Genomic DNA, 21,270 nt, shown 5'->3' on the forward strand with positions numbered 1-21,270 from the left:
CGGTACTACGCCGACACGGCGGTGCGCCGCATCGAGGCGCCGACCTACCCCTTCGACGCCGACGAGGTGTCCTGCTGGTGCGTGCCGCCCGGCGGCACGGCCGCGCGGCGCGGGCGGGCCGACGTACCCGTACGCGGGGTCGAACACGTGGACACAGAGCGGGAATTGGCTCAGCTGTGGCGGCACGTCCTCAAGGCGGACGCGGTCGGGCCCGACTCCAACTACTTCGCGCTCGGCGGCACGTCGATCGCGGGCATCACCGTCCTGCGGGAGGCCGAGCGGCGCTTCGGGGTGCGGCTCACCTTCGCCGACCTGCACCGGTACCCGACGCTGCGCGCCCTGGCCGCGCACGTCGACGCCGCCCGGGCGGGCGCCGCGCGCCCCGACGAGGTGCACGGCGAGGGCGCCGGGCGGACGGCGGCGCGGGACGACTGGACGATCACTCCGCTGCCCCGCCCGGGGCGGCTGCCGCTGTCGTACAACCAGGAGCAGCTCTGGTACCTCGACCGGCTGCACCCGAACAGCCCGCTGTACAACATCCCCATCAGCACCCGCTACGTCGGGGACTTCGACGTCGACGCGTTCCGCGGCGCGGTCGCCGACGTCGTGGACCGGCACGAGGTGCTGCGCACCCGGCTGCCGGACGACGACGGCAGGCCGTACGCGGTCGCCGACGTGCCCGGGCCCCAGGTGACGTTCCTCGACCTGGCCGGGCTCGGCGCGGCGGAGCGCGCCGCGGAGCTGGCGCGGGTGCTCGCGGCGGAGGCGACAGCGCCCTTCGACCTCGCCCGGGGCCCGCTGTTCCGCACGGTGGTGATCCGGGTCGCCGCGCGGGAGCACGTGGTGGCGCACACCTGGCACCACATCGTCCTCGACGGCTGGGCCCCGGCGGTCTTCTCCCGCGACCTGTCCGCCCGCTACACCGCCCGCCGCACCGGCGCCGCCGTCGCGCTGCCCGAACTGCCCGTCCAGTACGCGGACTTCGCGGCCTGGCAGCGGCAGTGGCTGACCCCGCGGCGCCTGGAGCGGGGCCTCACGTACTGGCGGGAGTGCCTGCGCGGCCTGGACGCTCCGGAGCTGCCCCTGGACCGGCCGCGCCCGGCCACGCCGTCCTATCGCGGCGGCGCGGTGACGTTCGCGTTCCACCCCGAACTCGCGCTGCGGCTGCGCGCGTTCAGCCGGGACGCGAGCACCACGACGTTCGTGACGCTGCTCGCGGTGGTCGACACCGTCCTGCACCTGTGGGCGGGCCACCGGGACGTGGTGGTCGGCGCGGCCACCACGGGCCGGTACAACCCGGCGACCCACGACCTGCTCGGCTACTTCAACAACCTGCTGCCGTTCCGCACGCGCGTCGAACCCCGCCTGAGCTTCCGCGAGCTGGTGGCCCGGTGCGCGACCACCGCCACCGGCGTCCTGGACCACGAGGAGGTCCCGTTCGCGCGGATCGTCGCCGACCGCGGCCACCGCGACCCGGCACGGCACCCGGTGTTCACGGTCTGCTACACCCACCAGAACACCGCGGCGGCCGAACTGGACCTGGCGGGCCTCACCGTCGAGCCCCTGGACGGCGACCTCGCCGGGGTCGCCGGAATCCCCCCGGGCACCTCGAAGTTCGACCTGACCTTCGGCCTGTACGACCAGGACGGGGGCCCGATGGACGGCTATCTGGAGTACGCGGTCGACCTGTTCGAGGAGGCCACGGGGCGTCGGCTCGTGGCCCTGTTCCAGGAGGTCGCGGCAGCCGCGATGAGCGACCCGGACCGCCCGCTCGCCGAACTCGCCGACGTCACACGGATATTCGGGGCGGGGGGCGCGGGTGACGGGCCGTCGATTCTCGTCGGCGAGACCCGGGAGGCCCACGAGGACTACGAGGCCCCCGAGGAGCCCGAGGAGCCCGAGGAGTCCGGTACCCCGCCGGAGGCGGTTCTGGTGTGCGAGGCGTTCCGGGCGCACGCCGCGCGGCGGCCCGGCGAAACCGCCGTGGTCGACGGCGCGGGCGAGCACACCTTCCGCGAGATCGACCGGCGCGCGGACCGGGTGGCCCGGCGGCTGGTGGAGCTGGGCGTGCGGCCGGACGACGTCGTACCGGTGCTTGCCGGGCGCGGCGCCGAGCTGGTCGTCGGCTGGCTCGCCGCGCACAAGGCGGGCGCCGCCTTCGCCCCGCTCGACCCGGCGGTGCCCGAGCGGCGCGTGCGCGACATCCTCGCCGGGGTCAGCGCCGCCGCCCTGCTCGTGGGCGAGGGCCTGACGGCCCCCGGCACCGACGGCGGCCCCGGCGGGCCCCCGGTCGTACGGATCGCTGAGGCCGCGGCGGACGCGGACGACGGCCCGCCGCTGCCGGGGCGCGCGGGCCCGGCCCAGCTGGCGTACGTCGCCCACACCTCCGGCTCCACCGGCCACCCCCACGGCTGCGAGGTCGAGCACCGCGCGCTGCTCAACCTGCTGCGCTGGTACGGCGACACGACCGGCCTGGGCGCCGGGGACCGTGTGGCCCAACTGGCCGCGCCCGGCTTCGACATGACGGTGCTCGACGTCATGGCGGCCCTCCACCACGGGGCGGCGGTGTGCTTCGTACGCGATCCGCTCCAGACCCCGCGGCGGCTGCTCGGGGAGCTGGCCGCGCTCCGCGTCACCGTGGCCTGCCTGCCGACGCCGCTCGCGGACGCGGCCCTCGCCGAGCTGCCCGACGTGCCGGGCCTGGCCCTGCGGCACCTGGTGACCGGCGGTGACGTGCTGCGGGCGCGCCCGCCCGAGGGGGCGCCGTTCACGGTGGTCAACCTGTACGGGCCGACGGAGTGCGCGGTCTGCGCGACCGGCGGCCCGGTCGCGGCGGCCGGGTCCGGGCGCGGCGGGCTGCCGGACATCGGGCGGCCCCTGCCGGGCGCCCGCGTCTACCTCCTGGACGCGCGGGGGCGGCCGGTGCCGCGGGGCGAGCGGGGCGAGGTGTACCTGGGCGGCGCCCCCGTCGGCCGGGGCTACCACGGCAGGCCGGGCCTGACCGCGTCCCGGTTCGTCGCCGACCCGTTCGCGGAGGGGCCCGGAGCCCGGATGTACCGCACGGGCGACCTGGCCCGGCTGCGGCCGGACGGCACCCTGGACTTCCAGGGGCGCGCCGACGACCAGCTCGAACTGCGCGGCCATCGCGTGGAGCCCGCCGAGGTCGAGCGGGCGCTCCTCGCCTGCCCGGGCGTCCGCGAGGCGCTGGTCGTCGCCGAGCGGCAGCCGTCCGGTGCCCCGCTCCTCGTGGCCCACGTGGCGGGCGACGCGCTGCCGGACGAGGAGGCGCTGACGGCGTACGTGGCCGGGGCGCTGCCGCAGTACATGGTGCCGGGCCGTGTCCTGCGGCACGCGGCACTGCCGAGGACCGGCAGCGGGAAGCCCGACCGGGCGGCGGTGACCTCGACGCCCACCAGCGCGACCAGCACCACCAGCACGAGCACCAGGGCCATGGGGACGGCGGAGGCGGCGGAGGGGGCGAGCGTGGACGGGACGGAAGCGGCGCACGCGGCGGGCGTGACGGGCACAGCGGACGCGGCGGACGCGGCGGACGCGGCGGACGCGGCGGACGCGGCGGACGCGGCGGGCGTGACGTACGCGACGACAGGCGGGCCAAGCGCGGCGAGCGGCCTCGCCGCGGTCACCACGGCCGTCACCCCCGGCGCCGCCCTCGACGACACCGTGCGCGAGGCCGAGCGCGTCCTCGCCGGGATCTGGACCGACCTCCTCAACGTCGGCCACGTGGCACCGGGCGACCACTTCTTCCGCGTCGGCGGCGACTCGCTGCTGAGCGTCGGCATCGCCTCGCGGGCCACCCGCGCCGGGCTGCCCCTGACGCCGCACGACGTGCTGAGCCATCCGACGCTGCGGGACCTCGCCACCGTCGCCGCGCGGGCCGCCGCCCCCACGTCCCGGCCCCCCGGGCCCCGAGCCGTCGCGGCCCCGCCGCCGCCCGCGCCCGAGGTGCCGCACGAGCCCGTCCCCCGGCGCCGCTGGTGCGGGCCCTGCTCACCGCGGCGCCCGACGGGGCGCGGGACTTCATCACGCCGGTGCTGCTGGAAACGGCCCCGGGCATCGGCGCGGACGCGGTGCGCGCGGCGTTCGAACGGCTCGTGGAGGTGCAGGAGCCGCTGCGCTACCGGTTCCGGCACAACAGCCTCGGCTGGCGCATCGAGTGCGCCGAGCGGGAAACCACCCGGTTCGTCGACGCGCGGCGGCTGCCGCCGGTGGGCGAGGACGAGCTGCACGCGTATCTGGAGGCCGACCTGGGCGAGCTGCTCGCGGACGTCGACCTGGGCCGGGGGCCGCTGCTGCGGGCCAGGTTCTACGACCGGGGCGCCGACCTGCCCGGCGTGATCGTCCTCGCGATCCACCACTTCGTGTACGACTCCACGTCGTTCGTCCCGCTGACGGAGGACCTCAACGCGGCGTTCGCCGGTCAGGCCGTGCCGCGCCCGGCGGGCTGGCGGGCGTGGACGCGGCTGCTGCGCGCCATGGCCACATCGGACGAGGTCGCCGGGGACCTCCCCTACTGGGAGGGCGTGTTGACGGCTGGTGCCGCGACCTCTCCGGTCGCCGAGAACGGTCCGGGCGGTGCGCCCGCCGGGCTGGTCCACCGCAGCGTCGCCGCCGACCGGGTCGCGGCGCGGCTCGCCGAGAGCGGTCCGACGGGCCAGCACGCGGCGCTCGCGGCGGCCGCCGTGGCGTGGTCGCGGTGGCGGGGCGAGCCGGACGCGTTCCTGAGCACCGTGGGCATCGGGACGGCGCCGAACGCGCTGTGGCCCGGGGACCGGACCGCTTCGGTGGGCTGGTTCACGCACCTGTTCCCGGCGCATGTCCGCGTCCCCGCCGGGGCGGCGGTCGCGGACGCGCTGCCCGGGGTCGCGGCCACACTGCGGTCGGTGCCCCACGACGGCATCGGGTACGGGGTCCTGCGCCACCTCAGCCCCGAGACCCCGGCGGTCGCCCGGGTGCGGGCGCTGCGGGAGCCGTCCCTGCTGGTCGAGCACGTGCCGAGCGGCAACGACGGCCTGACCCGGCTGGGCGGCGCCCACGTGCGGCCCCGGCCGATGAGCCTGGTGACCCTGCCGGACTCGATGCTCACGCAGGTGCCGGTCGTGGTCGAGTCCCACGTCGTGGGCGGGGCGCTCCACCTGGGCGTGGTGCACCGGGGGTCGGTGGCCGCCGCGGACATGGAGTCCCTCGCCGACCACCTGGTCGAGGCGTACGTCGAACTCGCCGCCGCACCGGCGGGCCCGGACCACGCATGAGCCGCCGTCAGACACCACGAGAGGCCGAGCGCCCCATGGACACACCGAATCCGGCACCGGCGCCCACCGTGGCGGCCGTGACGCGGGACCTGCGCACCTTCCTGACCAGCAGCCTGGGCCGGGAACTCGGCCTGGACGACGACTACTTCGCGCTCGGTCTCGCCACCTCCCTGTTCGCGTTGGAGCTGGTGAACTTCGTCGAGGGCCGGTACGGGATCGAGGTCGGTGTCGACGACCTCGACCTCGATCACTTCCGCACCCTCGGCAGGCTGCGCGAGTTCGTCCTCACGAAGACCGCGCGGCGCGGCACGGCGGCCTGAGCGCCGACCCGTCCGGGCCTCAGCGGCGGCGCTCGGAGCGCCAGCCGAAGGGCCCGGGCAGGTCGACGGAGGTCGTGCGGCGCCCGCCGGAGCCGAACGTGTGGCGGGGGCCGTGCCGCCCGCCGACCGTGACCGACCACGACCGGCGGTTGATGTTCACCCGTACGCCGGGCAGGATCCGGAACGACTTGCGGAACGTGAGCGGCATGGGTGTTCCTCCCGTTGTCCGTCGTGTGCGGCCCGCGCGGCCTGGTCCGCGCGGGCCGGGGCGCGGTGGCCGCGCGCACCCCGGCACTGCTGTCCCGGGCACTAGTACCCCGGCTTCCGGCCACTCCTCCCCGACCACGCCGATTCGGCCCTGACGGGTTCCCCGAACGCGGCAGCGCCATCCGGCCGCGCGGGTTCCGCTCCGGCGTCAGGGGCGCCGCCGGGGCCTCGGCCCCGCCCGGTCCACGATGTCGGCGCAGGCCGGGAGGGCGGCGCAGGCGCGGGCCGGGGCGGCGGGGTCGAGGCGGGTGTCGCCGGTGAACGTCAGGTCCTTCGGGTCGCCGCAGCCGTCGGCGGCGGTCGGCCAGGCGCCCGGGTAGGGGCGGCGGGCGATGCCGTCGGGCACCGCGTCGTCCCAGAAGTTGCCCGCGTAGCGCAGGTGCCGCACGGGCCGCCCGGGTTCGTCGCAGCCGCCGAGCGACGCCAGATAGGAGTGGACGACGTTGTCGCGCGCCGTCACGTACCGGGTCGCGTCGTCCGTGTAGAGGCCGATGGTGAAGCCGCCGCGCCGCGCGTCGGTCACCGCGTTGCCCTGGACGAGGGCCCCGTCGGCGTACGAGGTGCCCTGCTCGCCGCGCAGGTAGATGCCGCCGCCGTCGCCCAGGACGCGGTTCGTGCGGAACACGCGGTTGCCGACGACGCGGGTGCGGCGGGAGACGCCCGGCACGTCGGTGTCGGGCCCGGCCAGGATGCCGCTGTACGGCACGTCGTTGACCTGGTTGTGGGCGAGGACGGTGCCGTCGGTGGCGGTGCTGCGGATGCCCGCGGCACCCCGGTACTCCGCGCCGACGTGGTGGACGTGGTTGTCGGTGACCCGGTTGCCGCGGCTGACGCTGCGGGCGTCGGGTGCCTGGCGGCCCAGGACGATCCCGCCGCCGGACACGTCGGTGAACTCGTTGTGCCGCACGGTGGTGCGGGAGGTGCCCGGGACAGCTCCAGGGCCTGGGCGCCCAGGTGGGTGAAGCGGTTGCCTTCGACGCGTACGCCGTCGGCGCCGCGGAAGGCGACGTTGCCGGGCACGGTCAGCCAGGTCCGCACCCCCGGCCGCTTGTACAGCGCCCACGCCGACACGAACCCGGCGGGCTCGTCGGGCGCCCGCCAGGTGGCGTGCGCGAAGGTCAGCCCGCGCAGCGTGACGTCGCGCAGCGGCGCGCCCGGCCGCCCGGTGCCGCTCACCAGGGTCTCCAGGACCGGGGCGACCACCTCCGTGCGGCGCGGGTCCTGCCCCGGCCGCGGCAGGTAGTGCAGGACGTGGTGGCCCGGGCGCGACCGGTCCAGGTACCAACTGCCGGGCCGTCGCAGGAAGCTGGGGCTCGCGAGGACGTCCGTGGGCCCCGTCAGCGGCTCGCCGTCGTCCTCGTACAGCGCACGTGCCAGACGCCAGCACGGCTGGTCCATGGTGATCACGGTGTGCCCGCGGGCGCCGGTGATGTCCGCGACGCCGCAGCGGGCGTCCACCCAGAACGGCAGCGTGTACGCGAACTCGATGTCGCGGGGGTTGCGCCAGCCGCGGGGCGCGGGGCTGTCGGTCACATAGCCGGTCGCGGTCGTGCGGACGCGCCCGGGAAGGCCACCGCCGAGCGCGGCACGCGGTACGCGCCGCCCGTCCACGTACAGTTGACGGGTGGTCAGGTCACCGACGTCGGCGCGCCACGCCCCGCCCGGGCGCCGCGGGGCCCGCCAGCCGAGGACGCGTCGGCCGCCGCTGAGCGTGACACGCTCCTGGCGGGCGGTGCCGTAGCCGTACGCCTGGTAGGTCACGCGGTGGCCGTCGCGGCCCGAGTCGCCCGCCGTGCCCGACAGGCGCAGGGTGTCCCGCAGCCGGTAGGTGCCGCCGCGCAGGTTCACCACCAGGTCCGACGCGAGGTGCGGGGTGCGTGCGCGGACGGCGCGCTGGGCGCGCGGCAGGGTCGCGAACGGCCGCGCCTTCGTGCCGGGCCAGGAGTCGCGGCCCCAGGGCGCGACGTACAGCTGCTCGGGGGCAGTGCCACTGGCGGGGCGCGGCCCGGTGGGTGGGGCGGCGCCCGCCAGGAGGCCCACCGCGAGGGCGGCCGCCACGACCGCCGCCGGGCCCGGGCGCCCGGGCCGCCGGTGCGCGGCACCTGCCCCGCCACGCCGCCCGCTCGGCCAGGGCCTGCTCAGCGCATGCGTCACCACACGTGTCTCCCTTCTCGTCCCGGCGGCGTCCGGTGCCGTCGAGTGGCGGGCTCCACGCTGGCGGGCGGGGCGGGCGGGGCGCATCGGCGGCTCGTCGCCGCCGCGGCTCATCCTCAGGTAGCACGTACCGCGACGATCGGCCGATGCGCGGGCCCCGGGCGCCTCCTAGGCTGCGGGGCGTGAGCAGCTACAGCCAGGCGGCCGTGCGCTACGGCCGGGCGGAGCCATGGCGGCGGCGCGTCGCCGCGCGGGCCGTGCGCGCCGCGGACGGCGTGGTGCCATGGGTGCTCGGCACGGCGGTGCTGGTCGTGACGCTGGTCGACTACACGGCGGAGCCCGAGGCCGAGAGCAAGGGCAGCGCGATCATGGTGTGCGCGGTGGTGTCCGCGCTGACGGCGGCCGTGGCCCGGTGGCGCCGCTGGCCCCTGTTCGCGGCGACCGCCGTAGGCGCGCTGCTGTTCTCGTCCTGGCCGGGGTGGGTCGTCGCCTCCTACTACGCGGGGACGACGCTGCGGCGCACGGGCCACGTCGCGGTGTTCACGGCCGCGGGCGGCGCGGCCCTGCTGGGCGTGCCCGCGCTGTACCACGTCCTGGGCGGCGGCTTCCCGCTCGGGCCCGACGACGCCATCACCCCCACGGAGCGGGCGTTCTCCGTGCTGGTGCTCATCGGTACGCCGCTGCTGGTGGGCCTGTGGGTGGGCGCGCGCCGCCAGGTCCTCGCCGCGCTCGCCGAGCACGCCCAGCAGCTGGAGCGCGCGCACGCCGCCCTGGCCCGCGAGCACGCGGCCCTCACGCGGGAGCAGGCCGCCCGCGCCGACCAGGCCCGCACGGCCGAACGGGCCCGCATCGCACGGGAGATGCACGACGTGGTGGCCCACAAGGTGACCCTGATGGTGCTGCACGCCGGGGCCCTCGAGGTGGCCGGGCCCGACGACGACACCGCGCGCACGGCCGAGCTGATCCGCACCACGGGCCGTACCGCCCTCACCGACCTCAGGGAGGTCCTCGGCGTGCTCCGCTCCCCGCACTCCCCGCCCCCGGACCCGCGCGCCCCGGCGCCCGGCCTGGCCGACCTCGACCGCCTCCTGGACGCCTCCCGCGCCCTCGGCCTGCGCGTCACACGGCCCGAAAAGGGCACGGCGGGCGCGGCGGGCACGGCGGGCACGGCGGGCACGGCACGGGCGCTGCCCGCCGCCGTGGAGCGGGCCGCCCACCGCGTCGTCCAGGAGTCCCTCACCAATGTGCACAAGCACGCCGACGGGGCGTCCGTCGAGGTGACGGTGCGTCACCTTCCGGGGGCGCTGGAGGTGGTGGTCCGCAACTCCGCCGCTCCGGAGGGGCGTTCGGCGGGCCCGGCGCTGCCGAGGAGCGGCCTCGGCCTGGTGGGTCTGCGGGAGCGCCTGGAGCTGATGGGCGGCTCGCTGCGGGCGGGGCCGGACCCGGACGGCGGGTTCACGGTGCGGGCGCGGGTGCCCGTGGCGGTGGAGTGGGGGCCGCGGTGATCCGCGTACTGATCGCCGACGACGAGCGGTTGGTGCGGGCCGGGCTGCGCCGCATCGTCGAGTCGGCGCCGGGCCTGACCGTGGTCGCCGAGGCCGCGGACGGCGACGAGGCCGTGCGGGCCGCCGCGCGCCACCGGCCCGACGTGGTCCTGATGGACGTGCGGATGCCCGGCACGGACGGGCTGACCGCCGCCGCCCGCACGGCGGCGGGGCCGGGCGCGCCGAAGGTCGTCATGCTGACCACCTTCGACCTGGACGCCTACGTCCACGAGGCGCTGCGCGCCGGGGCCGTCGGCTTCCTCCTGAAGGACACCCCGCCGCGGGACCTGATCGCGGCCGTCGGCGCGGTCGCCGCCGGGAACGCGATGCTCGCGCCGACCGTGACGCGGCGCCTGATCCGCCACTTCGCCGAGCGCGAGCCCTCGGGGGCGGAGGCGGCCCGGGGCCGGGTCGCCGCCTGCGGGCTCACCGCGCGCGAGGCGGAGGTGCTGCGGGCCCTGGCCCGCGGCCTGTCCAACGCGGAGGTGGGGCGCGCGCTGTTCCTCAGCGAGGCGACGGTGAAGGCCCATGTGAGCCGCGTCCTGGCGAAGCTGGGCGTGGCCAACCGCGTGCAGGCCGCGATCCTGGCCCACGAGGCGGGCCTTCCGCTCGGGCCCGAAGGGTGAGGGGCGGGCGCCCACGACCGGGGCGGAAGCCCGCCGGGGGCCCGCCGAGAGCGCGCGAGCCCTCGGGGACCCGTATCCCGCCGGGGGCGCCCCGCCCCCTCACCCCCTGCGTCAGGCCGCGGCCTGGACGGCGCGCGGCGCGACGCTGCCGAACTTGTCGACGGCCTGGTAGTACGTCCAGGCCGTCGCGTCGCACGCGGTCTTCTTCGCGCCGCTGTAGGCGGCACAGACTCTCTTCAGGTCCGCGTAGAAAGCGCTGTCGACGCGGGCCTTGTTGGCCGGGAAGGTGCCCATCTCCTTGTAGTTGCGGTAGCCGAAGTCGTGCCGGGCGCAGGCCGTCTGGAACGGGAAGCCGAAGGGGTTGTCCGGGGACGAGGAGCAGTAGTCCGTGGACCAGTTGAACTTGTAGGCGCTCCACGCGCCCTGGTTGGCGCGGGCCGCGGCCCAGGCGTTGTAGCTGCCCGCGTCCGTCTGCGTCCAGCGGCTGAGGACCTGGGCCTTGTCCGCGGGGACGGCGGAGGCCGGGGCGGCGGCGAGGCCGGTGCCGACCGTGAGGGCCGCGGCGGTCACGGCCAGGGATGCGAGTCGACGGCGCATGGGGGTCTCCTCCTGTGGGGGTCGTGGCACGGCTCCGCGCCCGGGTGCGCACAGCCGTGTCCCAGTGATCCGCACCGGCCTGACGGCCGGTTGACGCGCGCTCCGCCCCGGAATTGCCGTCCGATGACGGAATCTTGACGCCATGTGAGTCATGCGCGACGGCAGTTGATCTCAAACCCCGTCCGCGCGCGCCGGGCGGCGCCCCCGCCGCGCGGCGGTTCCCGGGCGTCGTACCGGGGTCACACGGATGTCGCACCGGTGTCCCACGGATGTCGTACGACGGACCGCACACCGTCCCGGCGCCGGGACGTGGCCAACGCCGTACGCGATACATCACGCCATATGTGAATGTATGGGGCACTAGGGGCGCCGGAAGGTCGGATACCGGGCACCTACAGGGAAGCGAACCCGCCATTCCTCCCCCGTGCGGTCGCCCGGGCCGCTCCCGGGCGGGCCAACCCGTGGCGGGAATGCGTCGACTGGCCTACGCTCGCCGCCACAGGCGCACCAGACTGGGACTCCACGGCCGAGGGCCCTCCAGCGACGAGGAGTTGGTGAGATGTCCACGCAGTCCCCCGCGGAAGCCGCGCAGACCACCAGGGGTGTGATCGACGCCTACCTCGACCGGCTCGCGCGCGGGGACCTCCAAGGAGCGATCGAGCTGTTCTCCGAAACCGTGGAGTGGATCGCGCCGGGCTCCCCCAGGTGCCGTGGTCGGGGCCGAGGTCGGGCCGGGACGGCGTCAGGGCGTTCTTCGCCACGCTCCACGAATACCTGCAGCCGGAGGAGTTCACCGTCACGCACATCGTGGTCGACGGCGAGCAAGGGGTGATCCTCGGGCATCTGCGGGACACCGTCAAAGCCTCCGGAAAGCCGCTGACCACGCCGTTCGCCGCCCATCTCACCGTCGTCGACGGCCAGGTGGCGCGCTACCACCTGTTCGAGGACACCCATGCCCTCCACCGCGCCGTGACCGAGAGCTGACGCGGCGCCGCCCGCACGGGCCGCACCGCACCCACCAGGAGAGGCACGACTGATGACCCCCCGTGGCATGCCGTCCCACCCGGCCGTACGCGCCTTCGTCGACGCCGTCAACAGCCAGGACCGGGACGCCCTGTGGGCCGTACTCGCCAAGGACGCCACCGTCGTCGACGTCGGAACCAAACGGGACCTGCACGCGTGGGTGGAGAGGGAGCTGTTCTCCTCCCACGCACGCATGGAGGTCGTGCGGGAGTCGTCCGGTGGCCTGTCCCTCACCGCCCGGTTCCACAACGACATCTGGGGCGACATCGACACCGCCTGGGAGTTCACCGTCACCGACGGCGTGATCCGGGGCTTCGTCACCGGCCCCGGCTGAGCGCGCACCGCGAGGGGAAGCAGAGCCACAGGCAGAGCGGGGCGCTGGACCAGGGAAGCAGAGGGCATGGAGTGAGCCGCACCTCGGGGCCCGACGAGGAACCGGCGCCGAAGGAGTCGGTGCGGATCCGTCTCCTCGGCCCGGTCAGCGTGGACGTCCAGGGCCGCCACGTCGGTCTCGGGCCGCAGCAGCGCGCGCTCCTCGCGGTGCTCGCGCTCGCCCGGGGCCGCCCGGTGAGCACGTCCCGGCTCGCCGAGCTGCTGTGGGAGGGCGACGCGCCGGACGGCGCCGTCAGCGCCCTGCGCACCCACGTCCTGCACCTGCGCCGCATCCTGGAACCGGGCCGCCGGGCCACCTCCGGCTTCGAGGTCCTGGTCAGCGCGGGCGCCCGCAGCAACACCAGCTACACCCTCCAGGTCAGCGACGACCAGGTCGACGCGCTGCGCTTCGTCCACCTCACCGACCAGGCCCGCAAGGCCGCCGCCGACAACGACGCGGCGGCCGTCGTCGCGCTGCTCGACGAGGCGCTCGCCCTGTGGACGGGCCCCGCCCTGGAGGGCGTCAGCGACCGCCGCTTCGCGCTGGCCGAGGCCGACCGGCTCGAAGAGCTGCGCCTGGTCGCCCGCGAGGACCGCCTCGACGCGCTCATCGACCTCGGCCGCTACGAGGAGTCCCTGGCCGAACTCACCTCGCTGGTGCGGGAGTTCCCCTGCGCGAGCGGCTGCGCTGCCAGCTGATGCTGGCCCTGTACCGCGCGGGGCGCCAGGCCGACGCGCTCGCCGCCTACCGCGACTTCTACCAACTCCTCGACGACGAGGTGGGCATCGAGCCGGGCCACCAGCTCAAGGAGCTGCACCAGCGGGTCCTCACCGGTGACACCGCCCTGCTGCCGGGCCCCGCCGCCCCGGCCCCGGAGCCCGCGCCGCCCGCGCCCGCCTCGACGCCGGTCCCCCGCCAACTACCGCCCGACATCGCGAGCTTCACCGGCCGTACGGAGTACCTGCGGGAGCTGGACGCCCTGCTGCACCGCTACGACGCGGGCCCGGGGCAGACCCTGGTGATCTCCTCGGTGTCCGGCATGGCGGGCGTCGGCAAGACCGCGCTCGCCGTGCACTGGATGCACCGCGTCGCCGACCGCTTCCCCGACGGGCAGCTCTACACCAATCTGCGCGGCCACAGCCCCGAACCCCCGACCACCGCCGACGAGGCCCTCGGGCAGTTGCTGCGGGCCCTCGGCGTCGGCACCGGGCACCTGCCGGAGAGCACCGACGAGAAGGCCGCGCTGTACCGCTCGCTGCTCGCGGGCAAGCGCATGCTGATCCTCCTCGACGACGCGGCCGGACTCGAACAGGTGCGCCCGCTGCTGCCCGGCTCGCCGTCCTGCTTCGTCGTCGTCACCAGCCGCAACGACCTGCGCGGCCTCACCGCGTTCCACGACGCCCACCGCGTGGGCCTGTCCGCGTTCGGCGAGGAGGAGGCGCTGGCGCTGCTGACCCGCGTCATCGGCGCCGACCGGGTGCGCCACGAGCCGGACGCGGCGGCCGAGGCCGTCCGGCTGTGCGGGCTGCTCCCCCTGGCCGTGCGGATCGTCGCCGCCCACCTCATCGGCAGCAGACACGTGTCCGTCGCCGAGGTCGTCCGGGGGCTGCGCGGCGCCGACCGCCTGGAGGAGCTGACGCTCGGCGAGGAGCAGCACACCGGCGTCCGCAGCGCCCTCGCCCTGTCCTACCGCTCACTGCCCGCCCCCGAGCGGGAACTCCTCAGACTCCTCGCCCTCGTGCCGGGCCCCGAGCTGACCGTCCCGGCCGCCGCCGCCCTCGCCGACGCCCCCGCGCCCGCCACGGCCCGCCTCCTCGACCGGCTCGTCACCCGCAGCCTCCTCCAGACCCGCCAGCCGGGCCGCTTCCACCTGCACGCCCTGGTGCGGCTCTTCGCGCGGGAGCGGGCCGAGGAGGAGGACGGCCCCGAGGCGCGCCGCGCGGCCGTCGACCGCCTGCTCACCTGGTACCTGGCCACCGCCGAGCAGGCCGCGCACCTGCTGTACGGCACGTTCTACTCCTGGTACGCGGCCAAGCCGCCGGAGCCGGACGGCTCGCCGACGGCGCCGCTGGCCTTCACCGGCACCGCCGCCGCGCTGGCCTGGCTCGACGACGAGCGGCCCGCGCTGCTCGCCTGCGCCCAGCACGCCGTGCGGCACGGGCCCCGCTCCTTCGCCTGGAAGTCGGCGCTGGCCGTGCACGGGCATCTGATGGAGCACGGGCGGCGCACCGACTGGCTGCGGGCGGCGCACGCGGGCCTCAGGGCCGCCGACGCCGAACACGACGACCACGCGCGCGCGGTGATGCACTGGAGCCTGTGCTACGTGCTGTGGGAGCTGGCCCGGCACGGCGAGGCGCTGCGGCACAGCGCCCGCGCCGACGCCCTGTTCGCGCGGGCCGGGGTGCCCATGGAGCAGGCGGGCGCGGTCCTCGGGCTCGCCGCCTCGCACCGTGAGCAGGGCGCGCTCGACGTGGCCGCGCGGGACGCCGAGCGGGCCCTGGCCCTGTACCGCGAGGGCGACCAGCCCGCGGGCGAGGCCTGGGCGCTGTTCCTGCTCGGCGCCGCCCGGCAGGACCAGGGCCGCCTCGACGCCGCCCACCAGCACTTCAGCGCCGCCCTTGAGCGGGCGGAGGCGTCGCAGGACCAGCACACCGTGATGCTGGCGCTGTGGGGCCTGGGCTCGGTACGGCACGCGCTCGGCGCGCCGGAGGAGGCGCAGCACCTGCTGTCCCGGGCCCTCGCGGCGGACGGCAGGCTGCTCACCACGTACGCCGCGGAAGGCGCGCTGAACACCCTGGCGCTGGTGTGCCGGGACACCGGCGACCCCCGGCTCGCCCTGAAGTACGCCCTGGACGCGCTCAGCGTCACCCACCGCACCCACCGCCGCCTGGTGGAACCGGAGGCGCTGAACACGATCGGCTCGGTGCTGCTGCTCCTGGACGACGCGCCCGGCGCCCTCGACCACCACCAGCGGGCGCTGCGCGCGGCCGCCGCGGCGGGCTGCCGCCGCGCCGAGGCCGCCGCCTGCGTGGGCCTGTCCGCGGTGTACCGGCAGCTGGGCGAGAACCGCGAGGCGCTGGCGTGTGCCCGGCGGGCGCTGAGCGCGGCGCGCCCGGCGGGGCTGCGGCTCGCCGAGGGCGAGGCGCAGACGGAGCTGGCGCGGGTGCACCTGGCGCTCGGGCAGCACACGAAGGCGGCGCAGGCCGTGGAGCGGTCCCGGCGGCTGCACCGGGCGGCGGGCCATGTGCCGGGCCTGGCGCGGGCCGAGGAGGTCGCGGCGGCGCTGCCGCGGCCGGGGGTCAGCTGAGCGCCCGTACCGCCGCCGTGACGAGGGCGGCGACCAGGACGACGAGGGGGACGGGCGCCTTGAGCCGCCATGCGGCCAGCGCCCCGGCGAAGCCCGCGAGCCGGGCGTCGAAGGTCATTCCGTGCGCGCCCGCGGAGCCCACGAGCTGGGTGACGACCAGGACGGCCAGCAGCGCGGGCGTCAGGTACTCCACGAACCGCGGGAACCAGGAGGGCAGTTCGCGGTCCCCCATGACGAGGGAACCGGCGCCCTTGATCAGGAACGTGGTCACCACGAGGGCGCCGACGACGAGCCAGGGGTCGCTGCTCACCGCTGCCTCCGGGTGCGGGGCCGGGCCGCCCGCCAGGTCCACACGACGGCGACGAGGCAGGCCACGGCGATGGCGGTGTCGGGCAGGGCGACGGCGGTGAGCAGGGCGGCGCAGGCTCCGGCGGTGGCGGCCGCCGACCGCTTGGGCGCGGTCCCCAGGTGCGGGGCGAGCAGCAGGAAGAACAGCACGGGTGACACGGCGTCGAGTCCGTAGGTGAGGATGTCGACGGCCTCGAACGGGCCGAGCGCGCCGAGGAGCGTGCCGAGGACCCAGCCCAGCCAGAGCACCACGCCGGAGGACAGCAGCCGCACGCGGTCGAAGCGGCCGTCGGCGTCGCTGGCGATGGCCCAGGACTCCTCGATGACGAGCTGCGACTCGACGGCGCGCCGGGCCCGGCCGCCGCGCAGCGCGGGCAGGATCGCGAAGCCCATGACGAGGTAGCGCAGGTTCAGCAGGGTTCCGGCGACGGCCGCCGCCGCCCAGCCGCCGCCGTTGACGATCACGGAGACCGCGGCGAACTGCGAGGAGCCGACGAAGACCAGGCCGGACATCGAGGTGGCGGCGAGCGCGCCGAAGCCCGCGCCCTTGGCGAGCACGCCGAAGGAGATGCCGAAGGCGAAGATGGCGACCGTGAAGGGCACCGCCGCGCGGGCCCCCGCGGCCCAGGCCGCGCGCCGCCCGGCCGGGGGCTCGGGGCCGCCGGGCCCGCTCGCGCCGCGAGGGTCGTGCTCGGGCTCGGGGGCGTGTTCCGGGTCGGGGTCGGGCGGCCGGGGCACGGGGTCGGACTCCGGCTCGGATTCGGTGCCGGTCATGCACGCACCAGTCGCGCGTACGCCGCCGCGAGCGCCGTGCCGACCGGGCCGACCGGGAACTCCCGCTCGTCGACGGCGGTGACCGGCTGCACCTCGTACGCCGTGCCGGTGAGGAACACCTCGGTGGCGCGGTCGAGTTCGGCCGGAGCGAGGTGGCGTTCGACGACGGTGAGGCCGAGGTCGTGGGCGAGGTCCCTGACGGTGCGGCGCGTGATGCCGTCGAGGACGCAGTCCGGTGGCGGGGTGTGCAGGGCTTCGTCGATCACCAGGAACAGGTTGGCGCCGGTGGCCTCGGCGAGCCGCCCGCGGTGGTCGAGGAGCAGCGCGTCGTCGTGGCCCGCCGCCTCGGCCTGCTGCCCGGCGAGGGAGCCGAGGGCGTACAGGGCCGCGGTCTTGGCCTGGACCGGCGCGGTGTCGGGGGCGGCGCGGCGCCAGCGGGCGGTGCCGAGGCGGATGCCGCGCGGCCCGTCGGCGAAGATCCGCGGCCAGGGCCAGGCGGCGATGGCCACATGGACGCGGTTGTCCGGGGCGACCAGGCGCAGGGTGTCGCTGCCGCGCCAGGCGACGGGGCGGACGTAGCCGTCGTCGAGGCCGCTCGCGGCGACGACCTCGCGGGTGGCGTCGTCCAGTTCCTCGGCCTTCCAGGGCAGTTCGAAGCCCATCGCGCGGGCGGAGGCGACGAGGCGGGCGCTGTGCTCGGCGAGCTTGAAGACCCGTCCGCCGTAGGCCCGTTCGCCTTCGAAGACGCTGCCGCCGTAGTGCAGGCCGTGGCTGAGGACGTGCAGGCGGGCGGTGCGCCAGGGCACGAGATCGCCGTCCAGCCAGATGACGCCGTCGCGGTCGTCGAGGGGCGGGGAGGCGTACGGGGCGGGGCTCACGTGGCGAACCCCCGCTCGGCGTACGGGAACCCCTCCAGTTCGTTGGTCGCGATGGTGTCGTCGCGGCGGGAGGCGTAGTAGATGCGGACCTCGTCGATCAGGCCGGACTCGTCGAAGCGGTAGACCTCCGCGCCGCGCAGCACCTTGCCGAGGCGGGGCTTGAAGGCGGTCCACTCGCAGAGCGCGGCCCGGCCCTTCTCGTCCGCGTACACGGCGTCCACCGCCCAGTGCGAGCCGTTGGCGCGCACATCGGCGCCCCACCGCTCCACCACCGGGTCGATGCCGTGGAGGGGGCCGGACATGCCGTGCGCGAGGTAGTGCACGACGCGTTCGGACAGGCACTGGGCGAACAGGTCGCGGTCGACCTTGTTGCACGCTTCGAAGTACAGCCGCACCGCGGCCTCCATCGCGTCCCGGTCCAGGCTGGCCATGGCCGCACTTCCCTTCGTCTCGTTCACAGTTCCGCCGGTGCGAAGCGGGGCGGCGGCACCGAGGCCAGGTGCTCGCGGGCCCGCACCAGCACCCGCTGGTCGTCGGTGAAGGCGTACCGGTCGCCCTCCGCGCCCTCGCGCAGCTGCGTCCGCACGAGCGCCTTGGCGGCCGCGCGGTACTCCGCGGGGGTGCTGACCGCCGCTTCCATACCCTCGATCGCCTCGACCAACTCCCGGAGCGCGTCGAGTGTGCGGCCGAGGTCGAGGCGCAGGCGCCCGGCGCGGTCCCCGGTGAGGGCGCCGCGCTCGCGCAGCCAGGAGTAGAGGAACACGCCGGTGCCCGCGTCGAAGTTGCGTACGGCGTGGGCGTCGAGCGGATAGCGGAACATCCGCTCCAGCAGGACCATGGCGATCTGCTCGTCCGCGTGGGGGACGGTGTCGTCCGCGTGGCAGGCGAGCACGGTCCGGGCGTCGACCTTCGTCTCTTCGAGCAGCCCGATGAACCAGTTCATCTTGAGTTTGACGTGCTGGTCCAGGGGCCATTTCCCCTGATGGTGGAAGTAGTCGTGCAGATATCCCCAGACGGACCGGGCCTGATAGCAGACTTCGGGGTCGAGGCCGCTGGAGGAAAGCGGCACGGATTCGGGAGTGAGCACGGCTCGCGCGGACGGCACGGCGAACGTCTCGTGAATCCGGCGGAATTTATTGAAGAAGAAGATCGCGTAGGCCTGTTCGGTGACCTTGTCGTGGGCGGCGACATTCTCCGGGAAGAAGACGAGGCAGTTGCCTTCCGTGAAACCGGCGCTGCCCGCGAGGAGCACGGTGGCCTGGCAGTTGTTCTTCGGGTGCGGATAGTGCCGGGCCAGGTCGGGCAGCGCGTCGGGTTCCTTGCGGCGTACGAGGAAGAACTCCAGGCGCCTGCCGACGGGCGGGACGCTGTTGGTGGTCTGCACGGGCGCGAGGAACGCCGCCCAGTCGCCGTCGGCGGGTGCGGTGAGGGCGTCGCGGCTGCGGGCGAAGTGCGGGGGCGTGTCGAGCCCGGCGCCCAGCCAGTCGTCGACGTCGGCGGCGAGGGCGTCGGCCTGTGCGGCCCGGCCGTGCTCGGTGAACCAGCGCACCGCGTCGCGGGTCAGCGTCCGCAGCCGGTGGCGGTCCGCGTCGTCGGGCGCGGGGACCGTGCCGTCGTCGCGCTGGCGGACGCGGAAGGCGTCGACGCGGGGCAGCAGGTCGCGCCCGAGCCGTGCGGCCTCGTCGAGCAGCGGGTCCGCGAGGCGGCGGACGCCGTTCGTGCCGGTCACGACCGGGGCTCCCTGAGGAGGCGGTGCGGGTCAGGGAGGCGGTGCGGGTCCTCGCCCCCGCCGTCGCCCCGGTCGTCGCGTTCCCATACGTGGTGGACGGTGTAGACCATCGGGACCTCGCCGAAGCTGCGGACGATCCGCAGCCCGTGGGCGCGCGCCGCGACGACGGTGGTGACGCAGCCCTCGGCCTTGCCGTCGGCGCAGTCGATGGCCGCCTGCGCGTTGCTGGTCACCAGCTGCCGCTCGCTGGCGGCCGGGACGAGTCCGGCCGGGGCCGGGTGGGTGGCCACGGTGCGCGGCTCGCCGGGGGTGTCCGGCGCGGCGGCGAGGACCATCTCGTGGGTGGGCCACAGGAAGGAGTCCACCATGCGGCAGTCGTGCAGGTGCCCGAAGACCAGCGTGTGCAGCTCCGGGTAGACGGCGCAGGCGAGCAGGGCGTGCGCGCCGGTCCTGGGCACGGTCTCCATGGCGTATTCCAGGGAGGCGTGCAGGACGACGTGCCCCTCGTCCTCCAGGCCGTGGTTCCTGAACCACAGGTGGGCCGCCGCTTCCAGGTTCGTCCCGGTCGGGCCCAGCGTATGCAGATAGCGGATCTCGGCGATCGGCGCCGCCGTCCGGGCAGCGCCGTGTGCCTGTTCCCCCGTCACCATGTCCACTCCCCCATGAATTTCCGTTGAAATTCTCCGGTCGTGCTGCGGTGACGCGCGGTCGACGCGTCGGTGTGCGGTCCGCGTCGGCGATCCTAGGTGGCCGGGCAGGGGGCGGCCAACGAATCCGGGGCGGACCGACCGGTTTTCGGCACGGTGGCCATTTCGACGCGCCCGGGGTTCCGGGAATCCGGCGACAAAACCGTCGTGCCCGGTAGCAATCGCGCCGCTTTCATCGATGTACGGGGCGGATGCCGCACGCATCCCGTCAGGGCGGGCGCGTGTCGTCGCCCCACCCGTCACTCACGTACCCCCCTGCCTCGGACGAGCGCTCGGAATCCGTCGGGTGCCCGTCGGGGCACCCGGGGAGCCGGACGCGCCGCACGCCCCTTCGACGCCGTCCCGCCCACCCCCTGGGCGCTCGATCCGCTGCCGTCCACCCCTCGGCGACACCCGGGCGGCCACCGACCCCGCGCCCGCGCCTGCCCGCCGCCACCGAGCGGCGCCACCGAGCGCCGTCACGCGGGCGCCGCCAACTGACGCGTCGCTGACGGCAATAGCGGGAATTTTCACGCGCCCTTTACGGTGGCCGCGGCCCGACGTCCTTACGGCGCGCCCATGGCGGCTCGGAGAACCCTGAGTGAAGCGCGTATGCGTATTCCCGTATACACATGCCGAGTCGAGAGCACCGGCTTTTTGGACATGGCGTAAACAACCCCCAAGGCCCCAGTTCAGAGCCCCGTCTCACCACGCGGACGATTCGGCTTGATCTCTTCGCTTCCTGACTGATAACGATCACCCATAGCAAACATGCAGGTCAGAGGCCCGGAGCAGCGCACTCCGGATAAACAGGACGGGCATTCAACTGGGACATAGCTCGCTTGTCTCACAATTGACCGCCACTTGATCAGTTACGGTTAGTTCGCAGATGGTCACCCCATCGAGTTAATCGGCGACCCCACAAAGGAGCGCTCGTTCCATGGCACCGGTCTGGGCCTGCCAGGATGAGTTTCCGGAGCGATCCTCCGGAGCACTGGACGCACAGGCTTTTTGTAAATGCGATATGACGGCGTCTCAATTCGCCGCACACGTTCCGGGAGAACGGTCGGCGGCCAGCGGATTGCACGCACGTGACTGAGCCAGCACGCGACGTCGGCGCCCGCCGCGGCGCCCCCGAGCCCGCGGCCCCCTGTCCGTCCGGACAGCGCCCGTCCGCACGGCGCCTGTCCGCACGACGCCCGTCCGTACGACCTCCCGCGCCCAGCGGCGCGCGCGGGCACCGCGCCTGAGCCGCCGCCCACCCGCCGCCGCCCGCACCCCCCGTACCCGACGCCGCCCGCACACCGGCCCCGAGCCCGGCGTGGCGGGCTGACCCACGCGCGCCCCCTCACCCCCCACCCCTGCCCTCACCCT

16 protein-coding genes and 3 pseudogenes are annotated in these 21,270 nt (G+C 75.5%); 9 read left to right on the forward strand and 10 right to left on the reverse strand.

The genetic code is table 11. From position 1 onward, the window contains the following. Positions 1–147: 147 nt before the first annotated feature. The 3 genes and pseudogenes from ACOBQU_RS05930 to ACOBQU_RS05940 all read left to right on the forward strand — a co-directional run. Positions 148–3,870, forward strand: a pseudogene (locus ACOBQU_RS05930) (amino acid adenylation domain-containing protein); the annotation flags it as partial. Between the two features lie 218 nt (positions 3,871–4,088). Further along, the gene (locus ACOBQU_RS05935) at positions 4,089–5,270 is read left to right on the forward strand and encodes a condensation domain-containing protein (RefSeq protein WP_423634284.1); all 1,182 of its coding nucleotides are present in this window, start codon (positions 4,089–4,091) and stop codon (positions 5,268–5,270) included. 35 nt (positions 5,271–5,305) lie between these two features. Next, entirely contained in the window at positions 5,306–5,590 is a 285-nt protein-coding gene (locus ACOBQU_RS05940; protein WP_423624840.1) for an acyl carrier protein, read from the forward strand. 19 nt (positions 5,591–5,609) lie between these two features. On the opposite strand, the gene ACOBQU_RS05945 is transcribed toward ACOBQU_RS05940, so the two are convergent. From ACOBQU_RS05945 to ACOBQU_RS05955, 3 genes are all read right to left on the reverse strand, one after another. Then, positions 5,610–5,798 carry a DUF4236 domain-containing protein gene (locus tag ACOBQU_RS05945; RefSeq protein WP_423624841.1) on the reverse strand — a complete coding sequence of 63 codons (189 nt, stop codon included), beginning with the start codon at positions 5,796–5,798 and terminating at the stop codon, positions 5,610–5,612. A gap of 207 nt (positions 5,799–6,005) precedes the next feature. Beyond that, positions 6,006–6,482, reverse strand: coding sequence for a hypothetical protein (locus tag ACOBQU_RS05950; RefSeq protein WP_423624842.1), 477 nt, complete (start codon positions 6,480–6,482; stop codon positions 6,006–6,008). Continuing rightward, positions 6,377–8,014 (reverse strand): hypothetical protein, encoded by a 1,638-nt coding sequence (locus ACOBQU_RS05955; protein WP_423624843.1) that lies wholly within the window; start codon positions 8,012–8,014, stop codon positions 6,377–6,379. The genes ACOBQU_RS05950 and ACOBQU_RS05955 overlap by 106 nt, the downstream gene beginning before the upstream one ends. A 179-nt stretch (positions 8,015–8,193) precedes the next feature. On the opposite strand from ACOBQU_RS05955, the gene ACOBQU_RS05960 reads away from it, so the two are divergent. Further along, entirely contained in the window at positions 8,194–9,516 is a 1,323-nt protein-coding gene (locus tag ACOBQU_RS05960) for a sensor histidine kinase (protein ID WP_423624844.1), read from the forward strand. Continuing rightward, positions 9,513–10,181, forward strand: coding sequence for a response regulator (locus ACOBQU_RS05965; protein ID WP_423624845.1), 669 nt, complete (start codon positions 9,513–9,515; stop codon positions 10,179–10,181). Before ACOBQU_RS05960 ends, ACOBQU_RS05965 begins: the two co-directional genes overlap by 4 nt. Before the next feature lie 111 nt (positions 10,182–10,292). Here ACOBQU_RS05965 and ACOBQU_RS05970 read toward each other — a convergent pair whose 3' ends face one another. After that, the gene (locus tag ACOBQU_RS05970; protein WP_423624846.1) at positions 10,293–10,778 is read right to left on the reverse strand and encodes a phospholipase; all 486 of its coding nucleotides are present in this window, start codon (positions 10,776–10,778) and stop codon (positions 10,293–10,295) included. A 681-nt stretch (positions 10,779–11,459) separates the two neighbouring features. Between ACOBQU_RS05970 and ACOBQU_RS05975 the strand changes: the two genes are divergently transcribed. The 4 genes and pseudogenes from ACOBQU_RS05975 to ACOBQU_RS05990 all read left to right on the forward strand — a co-directional run bounded on the left by ACOBQU_RS05975 (position 11,460) and on the right by ACOBQU_RS05990 (position 15,481). Next, complete coding sequence (locus tag ACOBQU_RS05975; protein WP_423624847.1) at positions 11,460–11,762, forward strand: nuclear transport factor 2 family protein; 303 nt, start codon at positions 11,460–11,462, stop codon at positions 11,760–11,762. Positions 11,763–11,814: 52 nt separating this feature from the next. Further along, entirely contained in the window at positions 11,815–12,135 is a 321-nt protein-coding gene (locus ACOBQU_RS05980; RefSeq protein ID WP_423624848.1) for a nuclear transport factor 2 family protein, read from the forward strand. Between the two features lie 149 nt (positions 12,136–12,284). Then, positions 12,285–12,470: pseudogene (locus ACOBQU_RS05985) on the forward strand (winged helix-turn-helix domain-containing protein); the annotation flags it as partial. Between the two features lie 36 nt (positions 12,471–12,506). Continuing rightward, positions 12,507–15,481: pseudogene (locus ACOBQU_RS05990) on the forward strand (BTAD domain-containing putative transcriptional regulator). Here ACOBQU_RS05990 and ACOBQU_RS05995 read toward each other — a convergent pair. Genes ACOBQU_RS05995 through ACOBQU_RS06020 form a run of 6 tightly spaced genes read right to left on the reverse strand, consistent with a single transcriptional unit; the run spans position 15,474 to position 19,860 of the window. Further along, complete coding sequence (locus tag ACOBQU_RS05995) at positions 15,474–15,791, reverse strand: AzlD domain-containing protein (protein ID WP_423624849.1); 318 nt, start codon at positions 15,789–15,791, stop codon at positions 15,474–15,476. The pseudogene ACOBQU_RS05990 and the gene ACOBQU_RS05995 sit on opposite strands and share 8 nt — an antisense overlap. Further along, positions 15,788–16,603 (reverse strand): AzlC family ABC transporter permease, encoded by an 816-nt coding sequence (locus ACOBQU_RS06000; protein ID WP_423624850.1) that lies wholly within the window; start codon positions 16,601–16,603, stop codon positions 15,788–15,790. Before ACOBQU_RS06000 ends, ACOBQU_RS05995 begins: the two co-directional genes overlap by 4 nt. Next, on the reverse strand, positions 16,600–17,481 hold the full coding sequence (locus tag ACOBQU_RS06005) for a branched-chain amino acid transaminase (protein ID WP_423624851.1): 882 nt from the start codon (positions 17,479–17,481) through the stop codon (positions 16,600–16,602). Before ACOBQU_RS06005 ends, ACOBQU_RS06000 begins: the two co-directional genes overlap by 4 nt. Continuing rightward, positions 17,478–17,912 (reverse strand): nuclear transport factor 2 family protein, encoded by a 435-nt coding sequence (locus tag ACOBQU_RS06010; protein WP_423624852.1) that lies wholly within the window; start codon positions 17,910–17,912, stop codon positions 17,478–17,480. The genes ACOBQU_RS06005 and ACOBQU_RS06010 overlap by 4 nt, the downstream gene beginning before the upstream one ends. 23 nt (positions 17,913–17,935) lie before the next feature. Then, a complete protein-coding gene (locus ACOBQU_RS06015; RefSeq protein ID WP_423624853.1) occupies positions 17,936–19,210 on the reverse strand; it encodes a DUF6421 family protein in 1,275 nt (424 codons plus the stop codon). Beyond that, positions 19,207–19,860: a bacilysin biosynthesis protein BacA gene (locus tag ACOBQU_RS06020; protein ID WP_423624854.1), complete on the reverse strand. Its 654-nt coding sequence runs from the start codon at positions 19,858–19,860 to the stop codon at positions 19,207–19,209. The genes ACOBQU_RS06015 and ACOBQU_RS06020 overlap by 4 nt, the downstream gene beginning before the upstream one ends. Positions 19,861–21,270 lie beyond the last annotated feature (1,410 nt).

This window comes from Streptomyces sp. G45, assembly GCF_049542095.1.
In the GTDB taxonomy this organism is placed as follows: domain Bacteria; phylum Actinomycetota; class Actinomycetes; order Streptomycetales; family Streptomycetaceae; genus Streptomyces.